Origin of the sequence: Bacteroides sp. AR29, assembly GCF_900217715.1 — a bacterium.
Taxonomy (GTDB): domain Bacteria; phylum Bacteroidota; class Bacteroidia; order Bacteroidales; family Bacteroidaceae; genus Bacteroides; species Bacteroides uniformis.
The window spans coordinates 60699-86308 of record NZ_OBMS01000019.1; the positions used below are offsets into that span (position 1 = coordinate 60699).

Here is a 25610-nt window from a genome sequence, read left to right on the forward strand (position 1 = left end):
GCGTATAATCAACATTCAAATAGTATGACGATGACAACAGAAAAGAAAATTATAGGCAGCTGCCCTCTTTGTGGCGGCAATGTAGTGAAGACCTGCAAGGGGTATCGCTGCGAGAATAATGTCGGGGACAACCCTTCGTGTGTGCTGAACATCAATGCTATTCTTGGTAATCGCAAGATGGCGGATAATGAAATCGCAGAGTTGCTGGAGAAGCGTAGTGTTTTGCTGGACGGCTTTGCCACTAAGGAAGGCAAGGCTTTCCCTACCGTGCTTGAACTGGCAGATGACGGGAACATCAATATGCAGGCGGTTATCGGCAGGTGCCCCCATTGTGGCGGTGAAATCCGTGTGGGAAGCCGGGCGTTCAACTGTTCCAACTATGGCAACCAGGAAGCCCCTTGTCCGTTTTCCATCTGGCGAAACATCGGCGGGCACCAACTGACTTTGGCGGAAGCCAAGGAACTTTGCGAGAAAGGCATTACTTCTACTGAACTGGAGATGTACCGTGAGGATGGTACGGTGTACCGCAAGCGTCTGGGCGTCTCTCCTGACAAACTCCAAATTGTGAAGATATGAGACCGGGAACAAGATTAGCAATCATATCGGCCTCGATTATCCTGTTTTGGGGTGCCGTCGGGTACTTTGTATTCCGTGGTGATAATCCGAAGAAGCGTGCCGTCGAGGTGGCGGAACTGGCATTGAAGGCATCGGTGGATAATCCGGAGTCTGTCAAGATTATCGGTATCAGCCGGCCGGATTCAGTGTTTGGCAGGGAGTATGTCACGATGGACGAGAAGATGTCTATCTCCATGGCGATGATGAAAATCAACGAGAAGGTGATGCAGCTCACAGACGGGTTGGAGAACTTCCATCCTGATGACAAGGAGATTGCCGGACTGATGGAGCGTCAGATGGAGGTGATGGCGGTGCTTCGTTCTATTACCCCGCAGGCGAATGGCAATGTTACAAAACCATTTTCCGGCTGGAAAGTAAAGATAGAATATGAGGCGGAATCTGCAGATGGTTCTCCTTATCGTTCCGAATACTGGTTCATCCTTGACAAGGAGGCCGTGTGTGTCGTGAAGTCCTTTGAAATCCCTTTGATGTAATCTGCATTCTTCCTCTTTCATATGTGTCGCCCCGGCATCCGGGAACTGTAAGGTTCAAGGGTGTCGGGGATTTTTGTGCCTGTTGTCTTCATTCGGTCATCCGCGCTTCCGGTTCTATTTTCCGATACAAAGCGACGGAGGGCGGTACCGACAGCAAATGCCGTTTCTCTTGGCTGCACGGAAAGCGGACGGCAGCCTTCCGCAATTTGTGCCAAATTGGGTATTCCGTCTCTTTCCGCTTGCCACATTTGCCTTACGCCCCTTGTTCCCTCCGTATGGGTGGCATCGTAAAAAATACCCGGAAGCGAGAAGCCAAAAGGCTTCAGACAAAAGGGAAAAAATTAGAACGTATGGCTATCACACTTAAAGACAGAAAAGAGACGGTAAACCTCGGAGGGAATGTTTACGAACTGACCTTGTTGTGGAACAGGGAGGACATCCGCAGATGCGCTTTCGGCATGGCTCCCGATTATGCCCATATCCGTAAGGACGGCAAGAATTTCGCTTTTATTACCTGCTACTCCAATAACATAGGTTTTTCGGTGGAGAACTTCCATTGGGTATTGGTTAAGCCGGAATGGAAAATCTATTTCCGTAATGAGGACATCAATACCATTCCGTTGGAAAAACTTTTAAAAGAGTTGCCGATATGGTGACAGGTACAGAACAACTTAAAACGAACAGATATGAAAGGAACAGAACAATTCAAGGAAATTATCAAGAACTATCTTGACAACAGGGCAAAGGAGGATGAACTCTTCCGGGTGAAGTATGAATCTACAGCACGTAGCATAGACGATATTGTGACCTATATTCTCAATGAGGTTCAGCATTCGGGTTGCAGTGGATTTTCCGACATGGAGGTTTTCAGCATGGCAGTCCACGCAGCGGAAGAGCCTGCATTGATAATCGGTGAGCCGTTATCTTGTGATGTGGTTGTGAATAGGCATATCGAATTGACTGAGGAGGAAAAGGCGGAGCAATGTGATTTGGCTTTGAAACGCTATCAAGAGGAGGAACTTCGTAAGATACAAGCTAGAAACTCCCGACCCAAGCCGGGCAAGCCCAAAGTACCCCAACAAGCAGAGTTGTCACTATTTGATTTTTAAGAGTATGAAGCCGAGAAACGAATTTGAGAAACTGGTGGTAGCTTCCAATGGGGAGCTGACCGCCATCGGCTCTAAAGCCGTGGAGTGGGCAATCAGAAACGCAGTGAAACACATTACGTTCCGAACATCTGAACATAAATGCACGTGTGGCGATTGCGGGGAGAAGTTTGAGTATAAGGGAAAAGGCAAGTCTGTCCGTTGCCCTCATTGCGGACACCGCTTGCAAGTGACTGATACGCTGAAACGCAAGCACCAGGAAAAAAGCTACTTTTCTACCCTTGAAGTGATTGGCGGCTTGCAAGTGCAGAAGGTATTCCTTCTGACCGCCATTTACTGCAAAGGGGAACCTATGGATTTCTACTATGATGAAGTATGTCGTCTGTGGCTCAATGTAAAAGGGCAGGGGGCGGTCACTTCAAGATTGAGAGCCATGGGCTATTACCAGGACAGTTTCTGTTTTGCCAGCCCGATAGAGTTGAGAAACATGTCGGATGTGCATTTGGTCATATCCGATACCTACACCTATCCTTATTATTCAGTCCTTCCCGAATTGAGACGGAACGGGATGAAAGGCAAATTGCCCGATTGCCATCCGTTCGAGTTGATGAAGGCTCTTTTGGCTGACCACCGGATGGAGACGATGATGAAAGCGGGAGATTACAAGGCGGTTGAGTATTTTATCTATCACCTTTTAGACCTTCATACCTGTTGGCTGTCATACAAGGTAACTTCAAGGCATCATTACCAAATTGAGGACTTCGGTACTTGGTGCGACACCATCCGCTTGCTTGAAAGAAGTGGAAAGGACATTCATAATGCCAAGTATGTCTGTCCGACAAACTTGAAAGCCGAGCACGACCATTGGTTGAAGAAAGCCAATGCCATTGAGCGGAAACGCAGGGATATGGAACGGATGGAGAAAGCCAAAGCACACGAAGCCGAATTTTACAAGAACAAGTCCTGCTACTTCGGTATTGTCATCAGTGATGAAGATATAGAGATTTCCGTATTGGACTCGCTGGAGGCTTACGAGGAAGAGGGCAGCAAGATGAAGCATTGTGTCTTCCAATGTGAATACTATGCCAAGACCGATTCTGTTATCCTGTCGGCTCACGACCATTCGGGTAATCGCATTGAGACCGTTGAGTTCAGTTTGAGTCAAGGGAAAGTGGTTCAAAGCCGTGGGGTGTGCAATTCCAACACGGAATACCATGACAGGATTATCAGGCTGGTAAATGAGAATGCCTACCGCTTCATGGAGGCAAGGAGGGCATCCGCATAAGTCTTAGCCTTTATAATACAGAACAAATCTCTATTTCTTATGAAACAAAAAACTTAATACGGTTTATTTTTAGTAATTTTGCACGTATGAAAATGAAGAAAGATGATGGAACTGGTTACGCTCATGCTGACAAGCTATTGCTTCCCAACACCCTGTTATTGAGGGAGATTGAGGAAATGTTGGCTGACGGACGGGCAGTTATGCTGAAAGCGACGGGAAACAGTATGCTTCCCTTTATCATTGGAGGTCGGGACAGTGTACTTATTCGGCGACCGTCCGGAATAAAGTCATTGCAAACCGGGCGAATTGTTCTGGCACACCTGCCGGACAATCGGTATGTGCTGCACCGCATCGTCCGCATCTGTGGGACGGAAGTCATTCTGATGGGGGACGGAAACTTCCGTGAAACGGAAAGTTGCCGACTTTCCGATATAATGGGAATCGTCACAAAAATCATCCGCAAGGGCCGTTATGTGGACTGCGATGCAAGAGCCGAACGGTATAAGGCGGAGATATGGGGCAGACTGCTCCCCATCCGCCGATATTTATTATATATATACAGACGGAGTTGGAAACTGTGAGAACAAAAAGTATAAAGGATATTGCAAAATGGTTGTGGAATGCCTCACGGGGGCATCATCTTTGCATGTTGTGGAGTATTCTTGCCGGAATGTTCCGCATCGGCGTGTCTCTCACGTTCGTATGGCTCTGCAAGCGCCTGATAGACATTGTCACCCGCCAGGTCGATGGGGACATCGCCATGGGACTGGCTGTCATGGCAGGGTGCATCGTCCTGCAACTACTGCTGTCCTCACTTGTCAGCCGCCTCTATGCGCATACGGAAATCAGCCTGCGCAACAGGTTGCGGCAGAATCTGCTGGAACATATCTTGAAAAGCCGATGGAACGGCCGCGAAGCCTTCCATTCCGGAGATATGCTCAACCGCATGGAGGAGGATGTCCGCACGGTGACGGATCTGCTGGCGGGTTCCATCCCTTCGGTCGGAATCACGTTGTTCCAACTGGCAGGTGCCGCGTTGTTCCTGTTCCATCTCGATCGGCGGATGGCTGTTGTCATCCTGTTCATCATGCCGTTGGCATTGTTGTTCAGTAAGCTCTACATGAAACGGATGCGGTATCTGACACGTGAGATACGGGCTACGGACAGCCGGGTGCAAAGCCATCTGCAGGAAAACCTGCAACACCGCACCCTGATTTCCACCTTGGAATATACCTCGATGGCGGCGGATGCCATGTCTATCCTACAGTCGGGGCTGAAACGGCTGGTGATGCGGCGCAACTCGTTTTCCATCTTTTCAGGGTTCATGGTGCAGGCAGGGTTTGCCCTTGGATATCTGACTGCCTTTGCGTGGGGGGTCTATGGATTGGACGCCGGTACGGTGACATTCGGTACACTGACCGCCTTCCTGCAACTGGTGGCGCAGGTACAACGCCCTGTCGTGGAGTTGGCCCGGCAAGTTCCGACGTTCATCGGGGCACTGACTTCCGTGGAAAGGATAGACGAACTCACCTCCCTGCCGTTGGAAGAGCAGGGTTCTCCTGTCATACTGAAAGGGAAGGCAGGAATCCGCCTGGAGAATGTCACCTTTGCCTATCCTGACGGGAAGCGCAACGTGATAGAACACTTCACACACGATTTCGAGCCGGGCAGCCTGACCGCCGTGCTTGGAGAGACCGGTAGCGGAAAGAGCACATTGGTGCGGCTTATCCTGGCATTGTTGCAACCTGACGAAGGAAGCATCGCATTGTACGATAAAAGCCGTACCATCCCCGCGTCCCCGCTTACACGGGGAAATTTCGTATATGTCCCGCAAGGGAATACGCTTGTCAGCGGCACATTGCGCAACAACTTGCTGTTAGGCAATTCCGAAGCTACCGACGCACAGATGTGGGAAGCGCTACATACGGCGGCAGCCGATTTTGCACAGGAACTTCCGCAAGGGCTGGACACCCCTTGTGGTGAAATGGGAATGGGATTTAGCGAAGGACAGGCACAACGTATAGCCATCGCACGCGGACTGCTCCGGCCCGGCAACATCATCCTGTTGGATGAACCTACCTCCTCACTGGACTCTGATACCGAACAAACATTGCTGGAACGGCTTCCGCACACCATTCAGGGAAAGACTCTCATCGTCATTACCCATCAGGAGCGGACTGCACAGCTCTGTAATGCCATCGTCAGGATGAAACATGAAGACCCGGGAATGTCACATTCCATGGTTGTGGTATGAATCCGCTATGCGGGTATATATCGTCTGGTCAGGCAGACGGTTCCTGCTTCCTGCGCCGTTCCACCAGTTCAGGGTAATGTCGTTTCAGGAAACCGCGCAGGGCGCAGTTGTTCAATCCGCAACGGCGGGCAATGGAGTTCAAGGGTTCCGACGTCGTTTTGTAGAGGTTCACAGCCTCCTTGTATTTCTCATGGCTATGGCAGGCCATCGACTTGCCACCTGCTGTTTTCACCATCCCCAATCGGGCGTGAAGCTCCGGTTCGTGCTCTTTTAAATAACTCCTGAATGTCTCCGGATGCAGCCCGAACTCGGCAGCCACAGCAGCCGTAGTCCCATTGCCCTCTTTCAGTTTCCGGATAGCAGCGGCATACTTGGCAGCCGTTGCAGGGTTGTATTTTCTTGTTTTCGACCAATCCACGGGCATACCTTCTTCGTAGGAAATACCTTTTCGCGCGCAAACCAAGTCTTTGTGCCAGGTTTGCAAATATTCGTAAAATCCCTTTCTCGACACCTTTGTTTCCGCAGCGATACGGGCGGCAGACATGGGAGTGGTGCGATATAGTTCCAAAGCAGCGGCATACTTCTCTTCTATGGCGGGCGAAGGGGCATGGACAGTTCCCCGGCCGGTTATCTTTCCCTTGCGTTGTTGCCTGAGGGCCTTCTCGCGTGTCCGGATACGCTTGCCCACCAGTCCCTTGTGATAGAACAGGAGATGTTGCTCCAGTCCGGTATAAGAGACATCGCAACATTTGGCGGCTTCCTGCACCGTAATGTACTGATCACCTTTCAGTAGTTCCACGGCAGCGGCATATTGTTCCTTGCAGGAACTTCGGCTGCCACGGGGCAGATTGTCATTGAGCCCCAACCGCATCCGTGCCCGTTCGCGAAACTCCAGGACTTCCGGGTAATGCGTACGTAACTGCCTTCCCAGGTTGGTGCCGTCCAGCCCGAACTTCCGGGCTATCTGCGACACGTTCATCTCGATGTAGTCCATGCTGTCGCACGCCTCAATGGCTTTCTTGTACTTGAGGCGGGTGGCGGGCTTCTGTCGGCGGAATGTGTTCAGTTTGATGCCGGCAGCCTCCTTGCTGTCGCACGTCACGCCGTTGCGTGCCAGCAGCAAGTGGCGGTGGTATTTGCCGATGTAGGCTTGCAATCCCGCCACGGTCACTCCACACGTGCGGCAAATCTCGATGCAGGGCATTGAAGTAGTGGCATACAATTCAATAGCCCGACAATATTTCTCCACTGTCTCAGGCTTCGCGCCTCTCGTGCGCTTGCACTTTTCCAAACCAGTATCGGAAGAAACAGGACTTAAAGTATTACACATTGATGGAATTTATAAATAGATAAAAACTTAGTTCTGATGCAATCCACTTCCTGCTATCAGGCATATCACGGACTTGCACCGGTTAGAGGATGGTTCGCACAGGACGAACCGAAAAAAATAAGGAGGACAGACTCTTCCGCCCTCCTTACAGCTCCCTGTGCTTTTCACAAAGGACAAGAAGCATCTTCTTCTAACATATTTCTGTCCATCTTGCCAGGTTCCTCCAGCAGATGAACAGGAATGCTTCACATGCTTTTTTTTATGTCCTATCAGAATTTGTAAGACACTCCCAACGTGAATGAGAGGTCTCCTTCGCCACGATTGCCCTTCTCGCCGTCCAGGCCGTCACTCAGCAGTACAGCACGCAGGTCTGCATTCACAGCCCAAGTCTTGTTGATGTTGTAAGAGCCGAGCAAGCCGAAGTTGCCGCTCACACTACTCTTCTTTGGTGAATCGTACACATGTGCCCATCCTATGCCAACGTAGGGACTGAGATCCCATTTGCAATCCAAGTTCTTGTCACCGAAGAGGTGAAGCACGTTGAACATCACGTCGGCATGGAGGTTGCCCATATTGAATTTGGAGTATCGCAGGTACTGTCCCCATCCGTCTTTTCCCGGAACAGGCTCGCCCGTGGAATGTGCCGGAGTGGAGATGACATCCTGCGTGGCGCCCTTTGATTTCAAGTAGCTGTACATCACGCGCACGCCAATGCCCGAGGCGAACCACTTACCCACAGCAATATCGAATGCCGGGGCAAGGCGGTCGCCGATGCCCACCTGCCTGTCATGGTCGCCGAAATAGATATTACCGCCAACGCCGAGACTGACAAATGTGTTGTCCCAGAAACTATTCTCCACTTGTTGTTTGTCCGTATTAGTCTCTGCCTGTTCTACCTTTGTGGAAGTCTCTGCGAAGGCCGGACAAAGGGCCAATGCACAGAGGGCGGTTAAAAAGATTTTCTTAGTCATCTTGTTGTTATTAAAAAGATTAATGTTGTCTTATTTCGTAAATTTACCCGAAGTGATGAGGTTGTTCATGCCAGCGAGGCGGGCCTGATAGACCGTCACGAAGTTGTCGATGACATCGCTGTAGGCAGCAATGTTTTCATCGCCGCTCCAGTCAGTGAAACCGCTTTTATGCTCATGAATGGCCTCCTTGGTAGTGGGCCACATGGCATTGTTCACTTCGTAAGAGCAGGCCATCTTTACGCCCAATTGACGGATATTGTTCACCACACCTTGCAAGTAGGGATACATCACCGTCCATCGCTCCTGTACGGCTTTTTGGAAAGTCGGGTCGGTTATCAGTTCCGGATACCAGATGCAGGAGGAACCATTGGTAAGGGTAGAAGCCGTCAGCCCCGCCTTGGGGTTGGCGCTCCAGCAAATCCATTGGTCGTATGGCTTCACACGGTCGCCCGAGCTGCCTTGCGCTTGTGCATTTTCCACGTTCTGGAAAGTAGCGCGGTCGAAGTCCCATACGGGACCTGCCGACAGTTTGCCATTGCCGTCCATGAAATAGTAAACGGAACGAGGCTCGATGTACTCATGGTTCATCGTCAGTTCCCATATAAGCCATTGGTCTATGACCGTATAGATGTCAAGGTCTTCGTAAGCGGAAGCGAAGTCACCTGCATAGATATTGTCCTCAATGCCCTGTATCTTCTGCTTCACGGCGTTGAGGATGCCATCGGACAGCACATCGTCCTTGAACATGAAAGGTACGGAATAGTGCGAAGTGATGAACTTGTAGTTCTCATCGTAATTGTTGTCCAGCTCCAGCAGGTAGCCGCAGTTCTCGAAGGTGGCAGGCACCTTACCATCGGCCAATACATCTTCGTATGCGTCTTGGATGTCGAGGCGGATGCCGCCAATCTTTATCTGCTCGCAGAGGTAGTAGTTACCCACATGGCGGCCGTCCATCACCAGCTCCACGTTCTGCCCGTGCACGTTCCAAGGGATGCCCTGCTCCACGGTTCCCGTTTTCCAGCCGTTCTCCATGGCATGAGCCACCTCGAAAGCCACCGCGTTACGAATCATGGAGTGGTCCAGCCAGTTGGCCAAAAGCACCCAACGTTTGTGCGCAGGCATGTCGAGCACCGCTTTCTTGGACTTCAGTTTCACGGCAAAGGGTTTCTTGGGATAGGTTTGCGTAGTGTTACCGCGCAGACGGATACCGCAGGCAGCCGCATCGACATTCACCGTGCCATCAGCATTATATACGGTAAACGTGTCATCCTCCACCCAGTCGGTCTCCTTGCCGCGCACCATGAAGTCCACGAACTTGTTGACCAGCTTGCCGCCAATGTTCGTGCCACCGATGGTGACGCCGCCTTGGTAAACCTTACTGAAATCGCCCGTTGCCGATTGGTGAAGCACCACCACGGGAAGCCCGGTATTGGTAATGTTCACCGTATAGTGACGTGTTTCATCGTTGGCGGTGACGGTATAGGTCACAGGCTTGGAGAAATCCACTTCCGTCTCACCGCTTTTCTGCTCCACGCCGTCCACCGTCACCGTGGCATCGGCATTGGTGGTAAACTCGGGAATGAGCTTGAAGTGGTAGAGGTAAGGAATCATCAGGCTGATGTCATCGCCTTCGATAGTGGCCATCTGTTGGCTTACGGTGTTAAACTGAGGGTCGTTGGAGCTATTCCAAATCAACTGCTTGTCCAGAATCTTGCCGGGATTCCTTGACACGGAGAAGCCGAAACTCTTGATGACGGGACGCGTCTTGACCTCATAACCGAATTCCGGTTTCTCAGCATACCCGCTCAGCGTCAAAGGGATGTTATAGACATGCTCCGCCTGGAAATCCACCTTGCAAGTGGCTGTGAACGAAGCCTTGTGAGCTTCGGAGATGACCGTTACGGCAATCTTGTCGCCCGTTTTCACCACGGGCATCACGGTAATGAAGCCCAAGTAAGTTTCACCCTGCGAAAGGACAGGGCGTGTGGTCCACGGCATGCTCACGCTTCCCGAGGCATTCTCGACACCCCACCACGAACCGTCCACGGCGCTGAACTTGAAGTCACCGCAGATAGGGCGCGCATTGCCTTGCGAGTCGGTCACGGTGAGTTCAATGCTCTCCAACTTGTCACCCTCCAGCGGAGTGCCGGCAGCGTTGATGCTGACGCGCAGCAGGGTGAAGAGGTGACGGAAGTTGAACCGCTTGCTGCCACTCACCGGTGCGCCATACTTGTAGTCGCCCGTGAGGCGCCCGGTCTCGGGGTCGAAAGGCTGCACTACGGGCAGCGTGCCTTCCAGCGAAGTGGCAGCGGCACCGTCGTTCTGCTTGCCGTAGGGATAGTAAGCGCGATAAGGCTGGTCGCCCGTGTTCATCTCCCCGCCGAAGTCCGCCTGCTTGGCATTGCCCGCCGTCAGGCTGCGGAACAAGGCGTTGCGGGTTGTTCCGCTTTGGCTGTAAACGCCTATCGAGTCGTTCTGTTGCCACAGCAGACCCAGGTAGCCGTTGCCCGTATCGCTCATATCAACGCAGGTGCGGGTTTGCGCCGGGTCATCAGGCTCCGCGATGGTGGCGGTGATTACTTCCGGGTAGCCCCCATTCACTTCCGCCACTTCCATGTCGCTGCACGAGGCCATAGCCCCGAGCAGCGAAACGGTCAGCATTGCAAATCGAACTATACCTCTCATTGCTTCGTGTAGGTATATTCAAACTTCACTACCACGGGGAAGTGGTCGGCCAGTCCTACGTTTTTCACATAACTTACGCTTTGGTTCTCCAAGATGTTGCCGTCGGCATCTTCGACGGTCACGCCGCTGTACGAGGCGTTTTCCGTGCTTGCCGTGAAGTTGGTCACATCGTTTTCGCAGCTCAACGCTTTCAGTTGCAGTTCTGCGCCGGGCACGTTGATGTACCATATCTTGTCCACCACCTCGCCGCGCTGGTCATCGGAACAGCAAATGTCGTTCTCGGTGTCGCCCGCAAACTTGGAGCGAATCATCAGCGACTTGGTGTTCCACGAAGGATAGGTGTTGCCTCGATGGAACTCCACCCACGGGTCGGCCACCGTATAGCCTTCGGCAGTCACAGGGTCGATGAAGTTCGACTGGATGTTGTGGCGGGTGTAGCGCATGTTGGTGTCGCCCATGATGATGGCGGGACGATTGTTGGCCTTGGCCTGCTCCAGCACGTAGTCACGCAGTTGGCGCAACTGGGCGAGCTGTGCCTTGACGTAGGCGTTGCTCTCGGTGTTGCCGCTGCCGCTGTAGGTGTTCATGTGGGTGACATAGACATCCACCGTAACGCCCTCGGCCACCGTCACCTCATAGTGGCGGAAGCCCTTCTTGATGCAGGTATTGGCGCCATTGGTTAGGCCGCCTTCTTCGGAGGTGAACTGTACCATGGTCTCGCCCGTGGCGGTGATGCCGTCTTTCTTCCAGAAAAAGCCGAGCCCGTCGGTATCGGCACGGGAGGTCAACTGTGCGGAGGTGATGGTGCCGCGCCATGTGCCGGCATCGTAGTTGGACAATGCGGCGGCAAGCTGCGAGTGGTATTCAAAGTCCTCGCTCACGGCCATGAAGTCCCAGCCAAGGCTGTTCACCGCATTGCCGATGGCTGTGGTGCCGCTTGCCCCGGGGCCGTCTCCGTTTATAGTAATAAGACTAATCTTCTGAGGCAGCCCGTCCACATTCAGCGTGGCACAGGTGAAGGTGCCTGTCACCGATTCGGGAGCCTTCGGGCCGTCCTGCACGAGGTTGCCCGCAGCGTCATACACCTTGATGGTCTGGTACTTGTTGAGCGACAAGGGGAAGTTATAAATCCGTTCGCGTGCAAAAGTCACCCGGCTTGTGGCAGTAAAGGTGGCACGGTGGTTCGCCGTAACGGCTTCTATGGTGAAGAGGTCGCCGGTGGCGATGTTCGGGAAGAGGCTGGCGTAGCAGGTGACCGTCTGGTCGAGAAGAGGACCATCCGTCCATTCCTGCACGACAACGTTCTGTCCGGCTCCGCTCTGCGACCAACTGCCATTTTGCGCGTTGAAGGTAAAGTTGCCGGCAATGGCCACTGACGCACCGTTGCGTGTGGCGGTTATGGAGAGGCTTTTCAGCTTTTCGCCCTGCAAAGGCGTGTCGGTGGCATCAATCATGACACGGGCCATGGAGAAGAGATGTGTAAACACAAACTCATGCCCTTCGCCGGAAGCGCCTTTGGCACGACCGTATTTATAGTCGCCATGCAGCGTACCGCTATCCATATTCTGGGTGGAAGGCAGGTTGCCGGTGAGCGACGAGATGTCGCGGCCGTCGTTGTCGGCACTGTACGGATAGTAAGCATATACGGGCTCGGCAAAGGCTTCGGTGCCCACTGCGGCGAAGGTGGCGATGCCCATGCTGCCTGCCTCTACCTTGGCATAGCGCTTCTGCGCGGTGCCTGAGGCGTCGAACACGCCTATCTCGTCGCCATCGGTCCAGAGGATGCCCACAGCGCCCGTCACAGAAGAGCCAATAGCCGTGCGGGTGTCGGCGGCCGGCTGCATGCTTGCCACGATGCTATGTCTCGGAGAAGTTTCACTGCTTAGTTCGTCTTGCGAACAAGAAGTATAGAGTAAGGCCGCCATCGTTGTGGCGGCCATTACAAGGAATTTACTCATATAATCTAAATTATAATATGTATATTAAAACTTTTTACCCCATCAGTTTGGACTGACAGCATTTTCATTGCTGTCAACCACGCCGGAGCTAAACCCCGGAGCCGATGACTGAACATCCGACTGGCCGGTCTCGCCGCCGGTGCTGCTATCACCGGCATGCTTCAGATAGAACTTGCTGTTCATCTCGATGATGGCCTTGATGATGGCAGGGCCACTATAGGTATCACTGGTACACTGATTGAACATCACGATGCCAAGCGGAGAAGCATCGGTTTTAGAAGTGATGGTCTCCAGTAGCCAATTGTTCATAGTGCTTGCAAAAGCGGTTGGCGACGGGCTACCACTGGTAGAACTTGTAGCTTGCGTACCACCTGCATTGAAGTAGAACCATACGTTATGGGTAGAGGCTTCATAAATCTGCTTCAATTTTGCCATCATGGTTGACAATGCTGTCTGGCGATTAGAATATGACGGAATTGTCGTATCACCATTAGTATCGGTTTGTGTACGGTTAGCACTGCTGAAGCACCAAACGAAATCACCTACTCCCGTTCCGTCTGTAGAATAACTCTTATAAGTATCGTCCCAATTCTTCCAATACAGGGTGGAATAGTACGGCATATCATATTCACCAGTCACTTGTGACAGGAACGGATTGTAAGAAAGCAGGGCATTCATATTGTCGCCATAAGAACTCTTGGCGATATTATTATCCACGTTGATTTTGACAATCAGTTTGCCCAAAACATCGTTTATTGTGGTATTCGGGGTTATGGGATCTGCATAGATGTTGGTGACATTTGCTTGTGTTATCTCGTTTGCAATACCTTGAATGAAATAATTGTGATCAAGCTCTCGGTGACCTCCGGAACCACCATCGGCATAACTCAGCACAAGAACGCCATATTCATCTGCATTTATAGCACCGGCAATACTTGAAATGATGCTGCTAATATATGTTGCAGAACTAAACACTGGGTTCACATATGCGCCACTCTGATTTCGGCCTGAACCAGATAAACATACCCGAGTAGGCGCAGTTGTTCCCTGACCGAGAATCTTGGTTTCTGTCCAGCTACGGCATTCCACCGCAAACGCACGTACACCGGCATTCCAAAGCGTAGTCATATCCGTTGTGGCCTGATAACTTTCGGTTGAGCCCGCATACCACGCCCCCGGCAGCGACAACTCCGACAGGTAGATATTCTCATAGTCGGGCAGCGATGTAATCCAGTTGTTGGTATTATACACCCATTCTCCATTTGCATAGCTCAACGCAGGCAATTTGACTTTGTGCACCAATCCCGGTTTCAGTTCGCCGGTATTGCTCCCCAGGCCTTTTGAGAATGTTCCCACACTGGTGTTCACTGCTACTGTCCAGCCCTTCAAATCCGTCACTCCGCTAATGGGCATCAGACACATCTTCGCTTTCAACGTTTGTTTCGATGTGCTAAGCGTTGTCTTGTACTGGTTGTCCTCCAAGAAGTGCAACGTGATGGCATTGTTGCCTCCCGTAGCGGGAGAAACGGAAGGAGCATCCCCTTCGGTTGCCGGGAAATTGAACGTAAAGTTCCCGGCAATGCTTGTATTCGCCGGAGCCGTGAGCGTAAGAGTCTGAATGATAATACCATCATGCTCTCTGGCAGTTGCTGTAGCCGGTGCGTTAATCTCAAACTCGATGACCGTGGAGAACGGCGTGTATTGCAGGGCAACCGTTTCGGATGTCTTGCTTACACCTGCGTTCTTGGCATACATCACCACGTTGTTCATGTCCGCGGGCTGCGCGTAATAGGACGTTCCCTTGTCCGTGATGCTGGCGTATTGCGTGGCGTCCACAGACAATTCAGCCGTGACCGTGTTTCCGGCAAATTTGAAAGTTGCGCCTTCGGATGGATAGATGGAATAGAAATCCGCCGTCTCGGATTCCCCCCACTGTATGCCGGCATCTCCCGTTTTCGTGAGGTTGTCGGCATAGTTCTGCGCTGCAGAGTTTACCGTAACCTGGTATTCCGCCTCCTTTATGTTGCATTGCGGCGAAGCCACCTTCACCTTGTCTTCGTTCACCCAATATACGGGGAAAACGGTCTCGGTCTCTTCACCATAGATGGTACGTGTGTCGGCACCGGGAAGCGCCACACCAAACTGCACCTCGTCGCCGGTGTTTGCCGGATGTCTGTCGGGTGCGATTTCGTCGTCATTACAGCCTACGGCCAGCAAAGCCAGGGCCAACGACATCATTTGATAACGTATTGTTTTCATCTTTTTGTTTAATTTATGTCCTAAATTAAGTTTGTTTGTAAATGCAGGGGTACTATGCTCCTTTTTATTGTCCAACAGGATTAGTATCCCACGTGTCCGAAGAGAAGTCACCGTTGAATTCGGAGTTGGTCTTGTGTTCATTGATGCCACCGTTCTGTTGCGGGTTCGTAATCGTCGCCGATCCGGCGCATACGCCCTCCTCCAGTTCCACCAGAGTCTTCCTCGTGGAAGGAGCCTCGTAGGGCTTCAAGCCCTTGTTTTCATTTTTGTCCATATAGTTTAAATATTTAAAAAGTTAATAATACTGTTATTTATTTTTCCGTTTGCCGTAGCCATAACCATAGCCGTAGCCATATCCATAACCCCTGCGGCTCGGGTCAACGCCGTTCAGGATGAGCGACATGTTGCAGAGCTTGTTGTCGCGGTAGAGCTCCTCCAAGTCGGGGAGCTGGCGGCGGTCGAGCTTGCCGGCACGCACCACGAAGATGGTGAGGTCGCTGATGCGGTTGCTGATGGTGGCGTCCGCCACGATGCCCACGGGCACGTTATCCACGATGACGTAGTCGTAACGCTTGCGCAGCTCTGCCATCATCGTGTCCAGGCGGCTGTCCATCAGCAGCTCGGCAGGATTGGGCGCCACGGTGCCCGAGGAGATGATGTCGAGGCCGCCGGACTTCTCGTCGGTGTGGATGATGTCGTCCAAAGCGATGCTCTCGTCGGCCAGGTAGTTGGTCACGCCCACGGGATGCTTGCTGAAGTGGCGGCTCAGCGTACCCTTGCGGATGTCGAGGTCCACCAGCACCACGCGCTTCTTGGTGAGCACAAGGCTCATGGCAAGGTTGCGGGACACGAATGTCTTTCCCGCACCTTCATTGAACGAAGTAAAGGTGATGACTTGCATCGGTTTATCTTTTTTTGCCATGAATGCCATGTTGGTGCGCAGGATGCGGAAGCTCTCGGAGAGCATGCCATCATCCCGACCCACGGCAACGCCCGTCTTGGCCGCCTCCTTGTCCTGCGGGATTTCACCGAGGAAGGGAATGCTCACCGCTCCTTTCAGGTCCTTGCGGCTGCGCACGCGGGTGTCCATAAAGAGTATCATCAGGAACACCACGCCGGGCACGGCGAGACCGACCAGTACGCCCAGCAGCAGGATGCGGTTGCGCACGGGCGCAATGGGGCCGACGGGGCCGTCCACGCTGTCGATGGTGCGCGCGTTGTTGTCGGCCATCGCCTGCGAGAGGGCGTTCTCCTCACGGCGGTTCAGCAGGAACATATAGAGCGACTCCTTAATCTTCTGCTGCCGTTCGATGGAGAGCATCTGCCGCTCCTTGGTGGGCACGGTGGTGAAGCGAGCCTGCGCCTGCGCCTGGCGGCTGCGCGCATCGTTGCGCTTCATGTTGATGCTGACTATCATGTTGTCCACCGCCCGGATGATGCTCTGTCTCAAGGCATGGATGGCGTTGTTCAGCTCCTCCACCACAGGGTTGCTCTCGCTGCTGTCGGCGATGAGCTTGTCGCGCTTCAGCTTCAAGGCATTGTACTGGTTTATCTGCCCCTCTACGGAAGCGTCGCTGATGCCGGTTCCCGAGGGGATGAGGTCGCGGTTCTTGGTGGGGTCGGTCAGATACTCCTTGATGAACTGCGCCAGCTTCAACTGCGTCTCCTGCTCCAGCGCATCGGCGCTGTAGGTCTGAGCTTCGCCCATGTATTGCCCCGCCAACGAACCGATGTCCATCAGCTGGTTGCTCTGTTTGAAGGCTTCCAGCTCGGTCTCCACGCCGCCCAGCTCCCGCTCGATGATGAGCAGGCGTTCGTTGATGAACTCCGAGGTGTTCACCGCTACCTGGTTCTTGTCGTTGAGTGCCTCCTCGTTGTAAACGTTGACCAGCGTGTTGAGCACATCCTCGGCGCGCAGGGGCGAGTCGTCTTTCAGTGACAGGACGAGGATGGACGATTCGTCCTCCTCCTGCCGGATGCCCATGCTGCCTTGGAAGCGACCTGCCACGGCGTTCAGCGGATTCTTGCTGACACGGATATCACGCTCCGTCCACGCCTGTCCCCAGCGGTCGGTACCCGTAATGAGGATGCGCTCGCTGCCAATGGTGAGGGTGTCGTTCAGTCGCATGGTGTAGGTCTTATCGTTGGCTGCGGGTATTCCCGTGAAGTCGGAAAGCAGCACCTGCTTCGCGTTCTTGGGAGTCACGGTGAAGGAGATGTACCGCTCGGGCATCACGTTGATGAAGGAGACGTTGATGGGCGACTGGTTGTAAAGCTCGTTCATGCGCAAGCCCTCTTCCACCCGGTAGTCCACATCGGCGTGCAACCGCTGCACCACTTCGCGCATCAAGCGCTTGGAACGGAACTGTAGGATTTCATTCGCTACATTCACCTTGTTAATATAATTGTCATAACGGTCAAGCCCCGCCGTGGAGGTCTTGTTGGATGGATCCTTGATGATGACCGTGACGTTGCGGAAGAAGACCAACGGCGACGTGGCGTAGTGATACCACGCCAGTCCGCCGAAAAGCAACACGGAGAGCACGAACCACTTCCACTTGGAGAGCAGATAGACGAACAGGTCCACCAGGTTGATGCTCTGCTCGTTCTTGTTGGATAAGGTGTTGTTTTGCATAAAAATTCTGTTTTTATTTTATGGCCCAGATGACAGAGCAAGTTGCCGTCACGAACGAGAGGATGCCGGTGATGACCTTCCATCCCTTGTCCTCGCGGTCCTGCTTGCGGTAGCGCGGTTCCACATAAACGATGTCGTTCTGTTGCAGGTAGAAGCAAGGCGACTCGAACAAGTCCTTGCTGCGCAGGTCGTGCTGATAGAGCACCCGCTGCCCGTCTTCCTCGCGGATAACCGCCACACGGTTCACCCGCCCCCTTTGGGTGACGTCGCCCGCCTTGGCAATGGCTTCGAGCAGGGTGATGCGGTCGCCCTCCACCGAGAAGGTGCCGGTAGTGCCCACCGCACCCAATACCGAATACTTGAAGTTAAGGAACTCTAACGATACCAGCGGGTCCTTGATGTACTTGCCTTCAATAATACGATTGCGTATCAGGGCGGTCACTTCGCTCACTTTCAGCCCCTCCACATGGAGCTTGCCCAAAATGGGGAAATCTATTTCGCCATTCGTATCTACCCGGTAGCCTTTCTTGCCACCCCCCGATTCCGTTATCGCACCATTGACCCCTACTTGGAAAGAACCTCCGTTGGCATTGAACGGAACAGCCAGTTCGGGACTTTTACTGCTCACGGTGATGTCCAGACGGTCGTTGGCATGAACCACCGCTTCATACTTGGTGTCATACGGGTAGCCTTGTCCCATCTCCATGTCTTGCAGATAGACGAACTTCTTCGACGACCCGCAAGACGAAAACAGAAGCGCCACAGCCCCTACAACTAAAAAATAAAGTTTTCTTTTCATACTCATTAATGAATGAATTATCAATTTTAAATTATCAATTATCAATTGAAAAAGCGCATTCCCTCGCCGCCGCCTGTTCGGGCAGACATTCCATCCATCCGACGGAGACTTGTTCGGAAATCCGGATCAAGGTGTGGTACAACGCCTCCTGCAAGTGCGCGTCCTGCCGGATGGCCGAACAGGAGGGCAGCAAGGCGGCAAAAGCATCCGGTCCCTCAAGCGGAGTGAACCGGTTCGTTCCGGCTTGTTGCAAGCGGGCGATACCGGCTACCGGATAGCACTCATTCTTATAACAGGGTGTCTTCCCGCTCCAGGGCGTACCGTATGCCATCACTCTGCCGTTTTCTATCCGCAATACGGGATTGTCGTCATTCAGCAGATGGCAATCCGGAAATGTTTCCAGCCATTGCCGGGCATGCGTGCTCTTGCCGGTTCCGCTCTTGCCCAAAAACAGGAAACTCCTGCCATCCTGGCTGACACAGGAAGCATGGACAGACACCCCGTCGTATTCAAGCACCGCCTGTGCATAAAGGATACGAATCATAGATGAAAGCACCGTTCCCATAGACGGATCTTCCGGACGGAGGTAGGCCATGGCATAGTCGAACATGGAGTCTGCGACCATTACATGCACCATGCCGTTCTCCACAGAGCCATTATCAATTTCCATCCGATAGCCGTCGATGTCACGCAACAGACGTACATGCCCCATATCATTGGACGATTCTCCTAACAGTTCCGTGCGTTTTCCGTCATCCGCAAAAGGTTGTGTGGTGACAATCAACCGGAAAATCCGCATGCCTTTCGCCCCGCACCGGAACGGACGGAAGGAAGGCAGCAACGTTTCCACCTCCCAACTGCCGGGAAGAGTGACAGAAAACAGCAGTCCTGCCACTCTGAAAAAATATTCGTTTCTCATTTGAGGTTTCCTATTATTAGTTTTATCGAAGTCCAGAACGCTTCCTTGCGTGCGTAGGCATTGGAGAAGCCACGATGCTTCCAGAAAGAGAGGAAGGTATGCAACTTCCGCTCCCATTTTGCCTGGGAAACCTTGCCCTTGGTATCGCCGTATTGCCCGAAATTTCCCCCTTCGAGCACGATATGCAGCAACTCGGGAGAAGTACACGCATCCATATCCATCAAAGGCAGTTCGGCGCGATGCAACCCGAGGTGCTCCGTCAGGAAAGTGTGAAGTTGCACGCTCCATTTCATCAGGCCCGTCCGCTTGTACACGGCTTCCAGCTCTTCAGGAGAATAGCAACCCTGCAGCCTATGGTAAGCCCTTGCCATGTCGCAAAACTGCCGAAGCCCGACACCATGCCCCATGATATGTTTCAGCAGATGGGCGTTCAGCAGCAGCAGGTTCAGCAAGGGCGATGGCACGGAAACCGTCACCGGAGATTCAGTCGAAGGATTTCCGGTTAGAGGTTGGTCTATAAACCCATATTTCGCAACCAATGTGGAGAGGCAACCTTTCAACCACGGATTGCTGAAATCTAACAATCGCACGTGGTGCTCTATTTCCACACCTTGCCAACGGTAACAATCACTTCCGTCAGGCAATCCCTCTAACCGGCATCCAGCTTGGCTCATTATTTCCGCGGCCTTCCGCATCTCCTCTTTCGTGGAGAAGTAAAGGTCGATGTCCCCGCACTCGCGCAGCAACGGATATTCATAAAAGGTTGCCACACCTTGTCCTTTCAGCAACACGGGATGCAGGCCGTGGTGGTCCATCTGTTGATACAACCGATTTATCACCGAATTCATCAACTTATTCTTCTGTTCGATGCGCTCTGCTTGCGCCACCCAACGTATCATCAGGTCATCGCCGGGCAGCAACACATCGGGCAGATGGTGCAACCCGCGATAAGCGATGCCCGCCACCGTCTGGCGCACCGCCATCTGATAGACATCCCGCCACTCGTCATCCGTCAACGGGAAAGGCGACAGGTCATCCGGTTCCCTCTCCCACAATCCGGCACGCAGCAGGCTGAACAGCGCCATATATTCAGAAGAAAGCGTCATAACAGTCCCATCTTTTCCCATTCCGCCAACTGGCTTTCCACATCGTGCAAGGCGCGTTCGTATTCCACTTCATACGTTTTGCATAACTCCTCCGCCAGTTCTTCGGGTGTGCGCCCGTCTTCCCGGCACAGCATCTCCCAAAGCAGGGCGGCAGTTTCGTTCAGGCTATATACGTTCGTCAGGTTCACACAACTGTCGGAAGTTTCCACAATCATATATTTGCTGCCTATCTTGCGGAGCTTCAGGGTCGGTTTCGGTACCATTTTATCTTTGTTTGCCATGATATGCAAGAGTTATCCGTTAGAATTTCTTCCCTGACAGAATGGAGAACGCTGTCAAGAAGATGATTTTCGTGTCAAGCCACAACGACCGGTTGTGGAGGTAATCCAAGTCCATCCGCAGCCTCTCCAGCATCTTCTCCATGGTGTCCGTATATCCGTTGTAAAGCGTAGCGATGGAGAACAAACCGGGACGCAACCGGTACAGCAATTCATAATCGGGATTGATGGCCTTGATTCTATCCACGAAGAACTTGCGCTCCGGACGTGGACCGACAAAACTCATCTCCCCCTTGCACACGTTCCATAACTGCGGCAATTCGTCCAAATGATGTTCGCGCAGGAAACGCCCCACGCGGGTCAGGCGTTTGTCATTCTTTCCGCTGCACAATGCCGGCTTTCCATCTGCCTCAGACGTGACAGCCATGGAACGGAACTTGTAGAGCGTGAATATTTTTCCACGATAGCCCACACGCTCCTGCTTGAAAATGGCATTTCCCCCGTCCTCACGCTTTATGGCGATATAAATGATCAGGAATAACGGTGAGAAAACAACCATGCCGATAATACTTGCCACAAAGTCCAGTACTCTCTTTGTCCTGCTTTCAGCCGGAGACGCAATCCCTTGACGGTAAGTCCCGACACTTAAGGAATCTATTGATTTCCTTGAAGCAACTCTTATTTCATCCATAACTTGTTATAAATATCTAATACATTATTAATCATTTTATCCTTCGTGAACATATCCCGATAACGCTTCTCCGCACCTGCGGAAAATTTCCTATATGCCAGTTCGTCACCGGCTATCGTCCTGATGGCATCAGCCAATGCCTTCGCATCACGCGGCATCACGTTCAGCCCCGACACCCCGTGCTCGTTCACCCACGCCACACCCGAATGGGAAATGCGCGTGGCTACCACAGGTTTCCCGCACGACATCGCCTCTATCTGCACGATGCCGAACGCCTCCGTCTTCTGTATGGAAGAGAGGCAGAAGAGCGTGCAGGCATTGTAATAGGCGGGCAGCTCCTCATCGGGAATCCGCCCTAACAGTTTCACTTTCTCTTCTGCTCCTAAGGTCACTATCTCGTTTTGAAGTTCCTCCTTCAGCACTCCTTCGCCGCCTATCAGCACCACGTAGTCATCCCTCAAGTAGCGGGTAGCCTCTATGAGATACCGATATCCTTTGTACTCCACCAACCTTCCCAAGGCGAAGATGATTTTTTTCTCCGGATACCTTCCCAGTAGCTCCCCTGTCCGTTCGGGGCAGGCGGGAACCGGTTCTATGCCTATGGGCAAACACTTCACTTTCGGTTGCACCCGGGTCAGGAAGGGAGATTCTGCCAAATAGACAGGTGTCGTACCCACAATCACGTCGGCACGCTTCAACAGCCACTCCTGCAAGGGGCGGTAAAGTTTCAGCAGCATCTTCTGCTTCTCGACGTCCGCGTGCCAGTGCAGCACCACCTTCCCCTTGTAGCCCGAAAGGAACAAGGAGAGGCAGGCCATCGGGTCGGGGTGGTGCACGTGGATGATGTCATACTCGCCGCACCTTCTCCTCAAAGAGAATATCATGGCGGGCGAAATCATCGTAGCCGCCACCTTCATCCAGGTGTGGCAACCTATCAATCGTGCATGTGCGTTTATGTCCACCACCTGCGACCCGCCACGGGACAGGGCGCAGAGCATGTCACAGTCCACACCACGGGTAGAAAGGCCTTGCATCAAGTCGTACATTACCTTCTCCACACCGCCACGGACGGGGTAGAATTTACCGAGTTGGAGGATTTTCATAAGACTCTATTTAATGGCATACAGCAAATTACATACTGCATTTGCACTATTTTCCCATGAAAATTGTTTCTGGCGAATATAACCTGCCATACGAAGTTTTTCTCTCAATTCTGTATCTGAAACCAATAGAGCTATTTTTTTTGCAATATCCTCCACATCTAATGGACTAACATATAATGATGCTTCTCCGCAAACCTCCTGCAAAGGGGGAATATCAGACACTATGGTCGGAGTACCACACGCCATAGCTTCCAATGGCGGAATACCAAATCCCTCATAAATGGATGGATAAATGAAGGCATGTGCATTAGCATAATATTCTTTCAATTCGCTGTCGGTTACACGTCCCAGCCATTTAATTCTATCAGTAGGGATATTATTACATAGCTCTTTAATGGAAGTTGAATAAATATTAGCCTGTCCTCCAACTATATACAATTTAAGCTCTTTATCTTTAATTTGAGTAAATGCCTTCAATAATGTGGAAAAGTTCTTTCGAGGGTCAATGGAAGACACTACCAATATATATTTTTCTCCGGTGATTTCCCTTGTATTTTTACATCTGTTGGTTGGAACATAGAACTGGGAAGAAACCGCATTGTAAATGACATTAATTTTTCTACCATCTATTGAAAGCCTGCGCATGATTTCCGATTTGGAAAACTCACTCACAGTCAATATTCTCATGGATGTAGCAGCACAAAGGGGAGTCATCAGCCTATACCATAATCTATACGGACGGGAATACCATTCCGGATTTGCCATAAATGCCAAATCGTGAATCGTTATAATTTTCTTTCGTGTCAGCAAAGGCCCTAAGCTTGTAAAACTGACCAGCACTTTTTCTCCCTTAACCTTACTGAACCATAAAGGTAGCGACAACTGTTCCCAGACATGAGATTTGCCCCAACCACACACCACAATGTTAAAACGGGAAACATCATAACACTCCTTGATGGAACCGGGGGGACAGCATAATGTAAAAGATACCCCCTTTTGCACCCATGCCTTGCAAAGTTCGTATGCAAAACGGTTAACACCTGTCAAATTTTGCAATAAGAACCTTCCGTTAACATAAATCATAAACTTATCTACTCATTTTTGATTTAAATAGATATAGAAAAAATCTCCAATAATGTCGGATTTTATCCAGCAGTGCCCGTTCATTCCAACTATTTTCACAATAATGAATGGCGTATGATGCAGGCGTGGCTTCACGTCTGTTCCCGGCAAAGATTTCAGAGCGATAAACCATCAGACCATCTGCCAATAGTTGGTCTATATCCTTATATCTGAAACCATAATTTTCTGCAATACGGGCATATATTTGTGGGGCTATCACATCCAGTCCCATGCTACCATCCGGTCTAATGAAGTGCTTGTCTTGATACCAATCCAGCACATTTTTAACAAATATACATCCTTTTTCCGCTCCCATTATGGCTGCCTGTAATTCAATACCGGATATATATTTGTCCGCAATCCTATACCCGTCAGCGTCTATGTCCGATAAAGAACTATCCCGCTCAATCATAAAGGGATGATATTCCATACTTGTGAAAAACTTGTGATGCAAAAATCCATCAAAAGATTTCAGTACTTTCACGTCTGAATCCAAATAGATGCCACCTTCTGTATAAAGTGCATATAGGCGAATATAATCCGCTACAAATGCCCATTTACGATTGGCAAAAGCTTCTTTTACGTATGGGGTGCTGTTCTCTATATCAAAATTGTGCGTGTCCCACAACTTCAGTTCATAATCGGGCATTACCTTTTTCCATGAATCAATACACATTTGTATCTTTTCGGGAAACGGGTCGTTGCTTAACCAACAATAATGAATAATTTTGGGTATCATATCAGAATCTTAATACAACGATTTAGTTTTATCATTACTTTCCACAATAACATTAACTTCATCCTGTTGAGTATCTGCCAACAATAACAAAGCATAAAAACAGAAAATATCTGTCGGGATTTTAACCCATACAATAAGCTGTATCACAAATAAGCACCAAAAAAACAGATTCATATTCTCATCGCGCTTACAGAGTACGTATGTGCAGCAAATAAAATAAAAGAAGAAAAAAGCCAATCCTATCATTCCACAATAGAATATAAACCGAATATATCCCATATCCGTTCCCATATAAAATGCACTCGGATCAAAAGGATCCGCAAAATATCCGTCACCTATCATCCATGTTTTTTTATTGTCTGGAAGTATATCCCCTATACTGTTGACCAGCAGGTCTGAAGAGTGGGTTGAAAACGAGCCCGTTTTATACCAATTTATAAAGCCCTCGAAACCATAATCAAAAGAACTTCTGAACCCTTGTGAATTCGCATATAAATAAGTCCCGGCATAAATGAGAGATACCAATAAAAGGCAAGCCCCCATAATCCATAAAATTTTGTTTAATGTAATCCCTACTTTTAACCAATAGCCGGATGAAAATAGCAGATAAACCACAGCAATAGCAAAACCAACTGTCGTAGTACGTGAAATCATATTTCCAATAATTCCTATAATCAGGAACAGTACTATATAAAAACTTCTTTCTGTATTTGTGACAGCTTTCTTTATCAGGTAAGCCGTACCCAACAAAACGCAGGAAAAACGTATTCCTGCCGTATCAAATCCGACTCCTATACTATACAGACGCGGATTAACCTCAAAATACTCTTTCTCCTTTTGGACAAATACAGAATCTATCATATCCGCTAACGCCGGAAAATTGTCTATGACAACAGCTAAAATACAGTGTCCGGCGCACATAACTGACATATAAAAGAATACAACATTTAGTGTAACTGTGCCATATACTTGCTTCAACATGTAAACCACAAAATATGCGCCACCTAACCATACACTCATGGAAATGAAATAAGTGGCAAAAATAAAATCGTCCGTACTGTTATAAACGACAGAAAAGTATGATGACAACGAAAACAAAAGCCCTAATAGCAGAATCGGGAGCATCTCATTTCTGATAATAGGCGCTCTGTTCTTGATATGTTCCCAAATAAAAAACAATAACCCCAATGCCGCTACAAACATTTTTGAGTTGACAGACGGGAATGCTTTTAAAGTAAGGGGAAAATAATAACAACTACAG

24 protein-coding genes are annotated in these 25610 nt (G+C 50.9%); 7 read left to right on the top strand and 17 right to left on the bottom strand.

What is annotated here, in order from left to right:
* Nucleotides 1-30: 30 nt before the first annotated feature.
* Both CSD97_RS12840 and CSD97_RS12845 read left to right on the top strand, forming a co-directional pair.
* Nucleotides 31-576, top strand: coding sequence for a topoisomerase C-terminal repeat-containing protein (locus CSD97_RS12840; RefSeq protein ID WP_098032534.1), 546 nt, complete (start codon nt 31-33; stop codon nt 574-576).
* Nucleotides 573-1109, top strand: coding sequence for a hypothetical protein (locus tag CSD97_RS12845; protein ID WP_098032507.1), 537 nt, complete (start codon nt 573-575; stop codon nt 1107-1109). The genes CSD97_RS12840 and CSD97_RS12845 overlap by 4 nt, the downstream gene beginning before the upstream one ends.
* 17 nt (nt 1110-1126) lie before the next feature.
* On the opposite strand, the gene CSD97_RS18845 is transcribed toward CSD97_RS12845, so the two are convergent.
* The gene (locus tag CSD97_RS18845) at nt 1127-1357 is read right to left on the bottom strand and encodes a hypothetical protein (RefSeq protein WP_159461929.1); all 231 of its coding nucleotides are present in this window, start codon (nt 1355-1357) and stop codon (nt 1127-1129) included.
* Between the two features lie 102 nt (nt 1358-1459).
* Here CSD97_RS18845 and CSD97_RS12850 point away from each other — a divergent pair, with 102 nt between their 5' ends.
* From CSD97_RS12850 to CSD97_RS12870, 5 genes are all read left to right on the top strand, one after another.
* The gene (locus CSD97_RS12850; protein WP_098032508.1) at nt 1460-1765 is read left to right on the top strand and encodes a hypothetical protein; all 306 of its coding nucleotides are present in this window, start codon (nt 1460-1462) and stop codon (nt 1763-1765) included.
* A gap of 30 nt (nt 1766-1795) precedes the next feature.
* The gene (locus CSD97_RS12855; protein WP_098032509.1) at nt 1796-2218 is read left to right on the top strand and encodes a PcfK-like family protein; all 423 of its coding nucleotides are present in this window, start codon (nt 1796-1798) and stop codon (nt 2216-2218) included.
* Between the two features lie 4 nt (nt 2219-2222).
* Nucleotides 2223-3500, top strand: a complete 1278-nt coding sequence (locus CSD97_RS12860) for a PcfJ domain-containing protein (RefSeq protein ID WP_098032535.1) — start codon at nt 2223-2225, stop codon at nt 3498-3500.
* Nucleotides 3501-3586: 86 nt separating this feature from the next.
* On the top strand, nt 3587-4081 hold the full coding sequence (locus CSD97_RS12865) for a S24/S26 family peptidase (RefSeq protein ID WP_098032510.1): 495 nt from the start codon (nt 3587-3589) through the stop codon (nt 4079-4081).
* Complete coding sequence (locus CSD97_RS12870) at nt 4078-5754, top strand: ABC transporter ATP-binding protein (protein WP_348519290.1); 1677 nt, start codon at nt 4078-4080, stop codon at nt 5752-5754. The genes CSD97_RS12865 and CSD97_RS12870 overlap by 4 nt, the downstream gene beginning before the upstream one ends.
* 28 nt (nt 5755-5782) lie before the next feature.
* On the opposite strand, the gene CSD97_RS19095 is transcribed toward CSD97_RS12870, so the two are convergent.
* The 16 genes from CSD97_RS19095 to CSD97_RS12955 all read right to left on the bottom strand — a co-directional run bounded on the left by CSD97_RS19095 (nt 5783) and on the right by CSD97_RS12955 (nt 25552).
* Nucleotides 5783-7084, bottom strand: a complete 1302-nt coding sequence (locus CSD97_RS19095) for a hypothetical protein (protein WP_244284030.1) — start codon at nt 7082-7084, stop codon at nt 5783-5785.
* Between the two features lie 269 nt (nt 7085-7353).
* Nucleotides 7354-8055: a hypothetical protein gene (locus CSD97_RS12885; RefSeq protein WP_098032512.1), complete on the bottom strand. Its 702-nt coding sequence runs from the start codon at nt 8053-8055 to the stop codon at nt 7354-7356.
* A gap of 30 nt (nt 8056-8085) precedes the next feature.
* On the bottom strand, nt 8086-10740 hold the full coding sequence (locus CSD97_RS12890; RefSeq protein WP_098032513.1) for a CotH kinase family protein: 2655 nt from the start codon (nt 10738-10740) through the stop codon (nt 8086-8088).
* Nucleotides 10737-12698: a fimbrillin family protein gene (locus CSD97_RS12895; protein ID WP_098032514.1), complete on the bottom strand. Its 1962-nt coding sequence runs from the start codon at nt 12696-12698 to the stop codon at nt 10737-10739. Before CSD97_RS12895 ends, CSD97_RS12890 begins: the two co-directional genes overlap by 4 nt.
* A 42-nt stretch (nt 12699-12740) precedes the next feature.
* Entirely contained in the window at nt 12741-14957 is a 2217-nt protein-coding gene (locus CSD97_RS12900; protein ID WP_143272423.1) for a hypothetical protein, read from the bottom strand.
* Between the two features lie 64 nt (nt 14958-15021).
* Nucleotides 15022-15231, bottom strand: a complete 210-nt coding sequence (locus tag CSD97_RS12905) for a hypothetical protein (RefSeq protein WP_098032516.1) — start codon at nt 15229-15231, stop codon at nt 15022-15024.
* Nucleotides 15232-15264: 33 nt separating this feature from the next.
* Nucleotides 15265-17592: a polysaccharide biosynthesis tyrosine autokinase gene (locus CSD97_RS12910; RefSeq protein WP_098032517.1), complete on the bottom strand. Its 2328-nt coding sequence runs from the start codon at nt 17590-17592 to the stop codon at nt 15265-15267.
* A 13-nt stretch (nt 17593-17605) separates the two neighbouring features.
* Nucleotides 17606-18391: a polysaccharide biosynthesis/export family protein gene (locus CSD97_RS12915; RefSeq protein ID WP_098032537.1), complete on the bottom strand. Its 786-nt coding sequence runs from the start codon at nt 18389-18391 to the stop codon at nt 17606-17608.
* A 34-nt stretch (nt 18392-18425) separates the two neighbouring features.
* The gene (locus CSD97_RS12920) at nt 18426-19310 is read right to left on the bottom strand and encodes a phosphoenolpyruvate carboxykinase (protein WP_098032518.1); all 885 of its coding nucleotides are present in this window, start codon (nt 19308-19310) and stop codon (nt 18426-18428) included.
* A complete protein-coding gene (locus tag CSD97_RS12925) occupies nt 19307-20416 on the bottom strand; it encodes a nucleotidyltransferase family protein (RefSeq protein WP_098032519.1) in 1110 nt (369 codons plus the stop codon). The genes CSD97_RS12920 and CSD97_RS12925 overlap by 4 nt, the downstream gene beginning before the upstream one ends.
* Nucleotides 20413-20697 carry a PqqD family protein gene (locus CSD97_RS12930; RefSeq protein WP_098032520.1) on the bottom strand — a complete coding sequence of 95 codons (285 nt, stop codon included), beginning with the start codon at nt 20695-20697 and terminating at the stop codon, nt 20413-20415. Before CSD97_RS12930 ends, CSD97_RS12925 begins: the two co-directional genes overlap by 4 nt.
* 19 nt (nt 20698-20716) lie before the next feature.
* Nucleotides 20717-21385 (bottom strand): sugar transferase, encoded by a 669-nt coding sequence (locus CSD97_RS12935; RefSeq protein ID WP_098032521.1) that lies wholly within the window; start codon nt 21383-21385, stop codon nt 20717-20719.
* Nucleotides 21373-22488 carry a glycosyltransferase gene (locus CSD97_RS12940; protein WP_098032522.1) on the bottom strand — a complete coding sequence of 372 codons (1116 nt, stop codon included), beginning with the start codon at nt 22486-22488 and terminating at the stop codon, nt 21373-21375. Before CSD97_RS12940 ends, CSD97_RS12935 begins: the two co-directional genes overlap by 13 nt.
* A gap of 6 nt (nt 22489-22494) precedes the next feature.
* Complete coding sequence (locus tag CSD97_RS12945; RefSeq protein ID WP_098032523.1) at nt 22495-23571, bottom strand: glycosyltransferase family 1 protein; 1077 nt, start codon at nt 23569-23571, stop codon at nt 22495-22497.
* 4 nt (nt 23572-23575) lie between these two features.
* Nucleotides 23576-24349 (bottom strand): glycosyltransferase, encoded by a 774-nt coding sequence (locus CSD97_RS12950; protein WP_098032524.1) that lies wholly within the window; start codon nt 24347-24349, stop codon nt 23576-23578.
* Between the two features lie 9 nt (nt 24350-24358).
* The gene (locus CSD97_RS12955; RefSeq protein WP_098032525.1) at nt 24359-25552 is read right to left on the bottom strand and encodes a hypothetical protein; all 1194 of its coding nucleotides are present in this window, start codon (nt 25550-25552) and stop codon (nt 24359-24361) included.
* Between the last annotated feature and the right edge of the window lie 58 nt (nt 25553-25610).

Bases quoted from the DNA above. Each gene is read 5' to 3' on its own strand.
- CSD97_RS12850 (WP_098032508.1), top strand. From the start codon at position 1,460: ATGGCTATCACACTTAAAGACAGAAAAGAGACGGTAAACCTCGGAGGG.
- CSD97_RS12845 (WP_098032507.1), top strand. From the start codon at position 573: ATGAGACCGGGAACAAGATTAGCAATCATATCGGCCTCGATTATCCTG.
- CSD97_RS12920 (WP_098032518.1), bottom strand. From the start codon at position 19,310: ATGAGAAACGAATATTTTTTCAGAGTGGCAGGACTGCTGTTTTCTGTC.
- CSD97_RS12940 (WP_098032522.1), bottom strand. From the start codon at position 22,488: ATGAAAATCCTCCAACTCGGTAAATTCTACCCCGTCCGTGGCGGTGTG.
- CSD97_RS12910 (WP_098032517.1), bottom strand. From the start codon at position 17,592: ATGCAAAACAACACCTTATCCAACAAGAACGAGCAGAGCATCAACCTG.
- CSD97_RS12840 (WP_098032534.1), top strand. From the start codon at position 31: ATGACAACAGAAAAGAAAATTATAGGCAGCTGCCCTCTTTGTGGCGGC.
- CSD97_RS12855 (WP_098032509.1), top strand. From the start codon at position 1,796: ATGAAAGGAACAGAACAATTCAAGGAAATTATCAAGAACTATCTTGAC.
- CSD97_RS12950 (WP_098032524.1), bottom strand. From the start codon at position 24,349: ATGATACCCAAAATTATTCATTATTGTTGGTTAAGCAACGACCCGTTT.
- CSD97_RS12885 (WP_098032512.1), bottom strand. From the start codon at position 8,055: ATGACTAAGAAAATCTTTTTAACCGCCCTCTGTGCATTGGCCCTTTGT.
- CSD97_RS12955 (WP_098032525.1), bottom strand. From the start codon at position 25,552: ATGTTTGTAGCGGCATTGGGGTTATTGTTTTTTATTTGGGAACATATC.
- CSD97_RS19095 (WP_244284030.1), bottom strand. From the start codon at position 7,084: ATGTGTAATACTTTAAGTCCTGTTTCTTCCGATACTGGTTTGGAAAAG.
- CSD97_RS12865 (WP_098032510.1), top strand. From the start codon at position 3,587: ATGAAAATGAAGAAAGATGATGGAACTGGTTACGCTCATGCTGACAAG.
- CSD97_RS12935 (WP_098032521.1), bottom strand. From the start codon at position 21,385: ATGGATGAAATAAGAGTTGCTTCAAGGAAATCAATAGATTCCTTAAGT.
- CSD97_RS18845 (WP_159461929.1), bottom strand. From the start codon at position 1,357: ATGTGGCAAGCGGAAAGAGACGGAATACCCAATTTGGCACAAATTGCG.
- CSD97_RS12945 (WP_098032523.1), bottom strand. From the start codon at position 23,571: ATGATTTATGTTAACGGAAGGTTCTTATTGCAAAATTTGACAGGTGTT.
- CSD97_RS12860 (WP_098032535.1), top strand. From the start codon at position 2,223: ATGAAGCCGAGAAACGAATTTGAGAAACTGGTGGTAGCTTCCAATGGG.
- CSD97_RS12900 (WP_143272423.1), bottom strand. From the start codon at position 14,957: ATGAAAACAATACGTTATCAAATGATGTCGTTGGCCCTGGCTTTGCTG.
- CSD97_RS12925 (WP_098032519.1), bottom strand. From the start codon at position 20,416: ATGACGCTTTCTTCTGAATATATGGCGCTGTTCAGCCTGCTGCGTGCC.
- CSD97_RS12890 (WP_098032513.1), bottom strand. From the start codon at position 10,740: ATGAGAGGTATAGTTCGATTTGCAATGCTGACCGTTTCGCTGCTCGGG.
- CSD97_RS12895 (WP_098032514.1), bottom strand. From the start codon at position 12,698: ATGAGTAAATTCCTTGTAATGGCCGCCACAACGATGGCGGCCTTACTC.
- CSD97_RS12930 (WP_098032520.1), bottom strand. From the start codon at position 20,697: ATGGCAAACAAAGATAAAATGGTACCGAAACCGACCCTGAAGCTCCGC.
- CSD97_RS12915 (WP_098032537.1), bottom strand. From the start codon at position 18,391: ATGAAAAGAAAACTTTATTTTTTAGTTGTAGGGGCTGTGGCGCTTCTG.
- CSD97_RS12905 (WP_098032516.1), bottom strand. From the start codon at position 15,231: ATGGACAAAAATGAAAACAAGGGCTTGAAGCCCTACGAGGCTCCTTCC.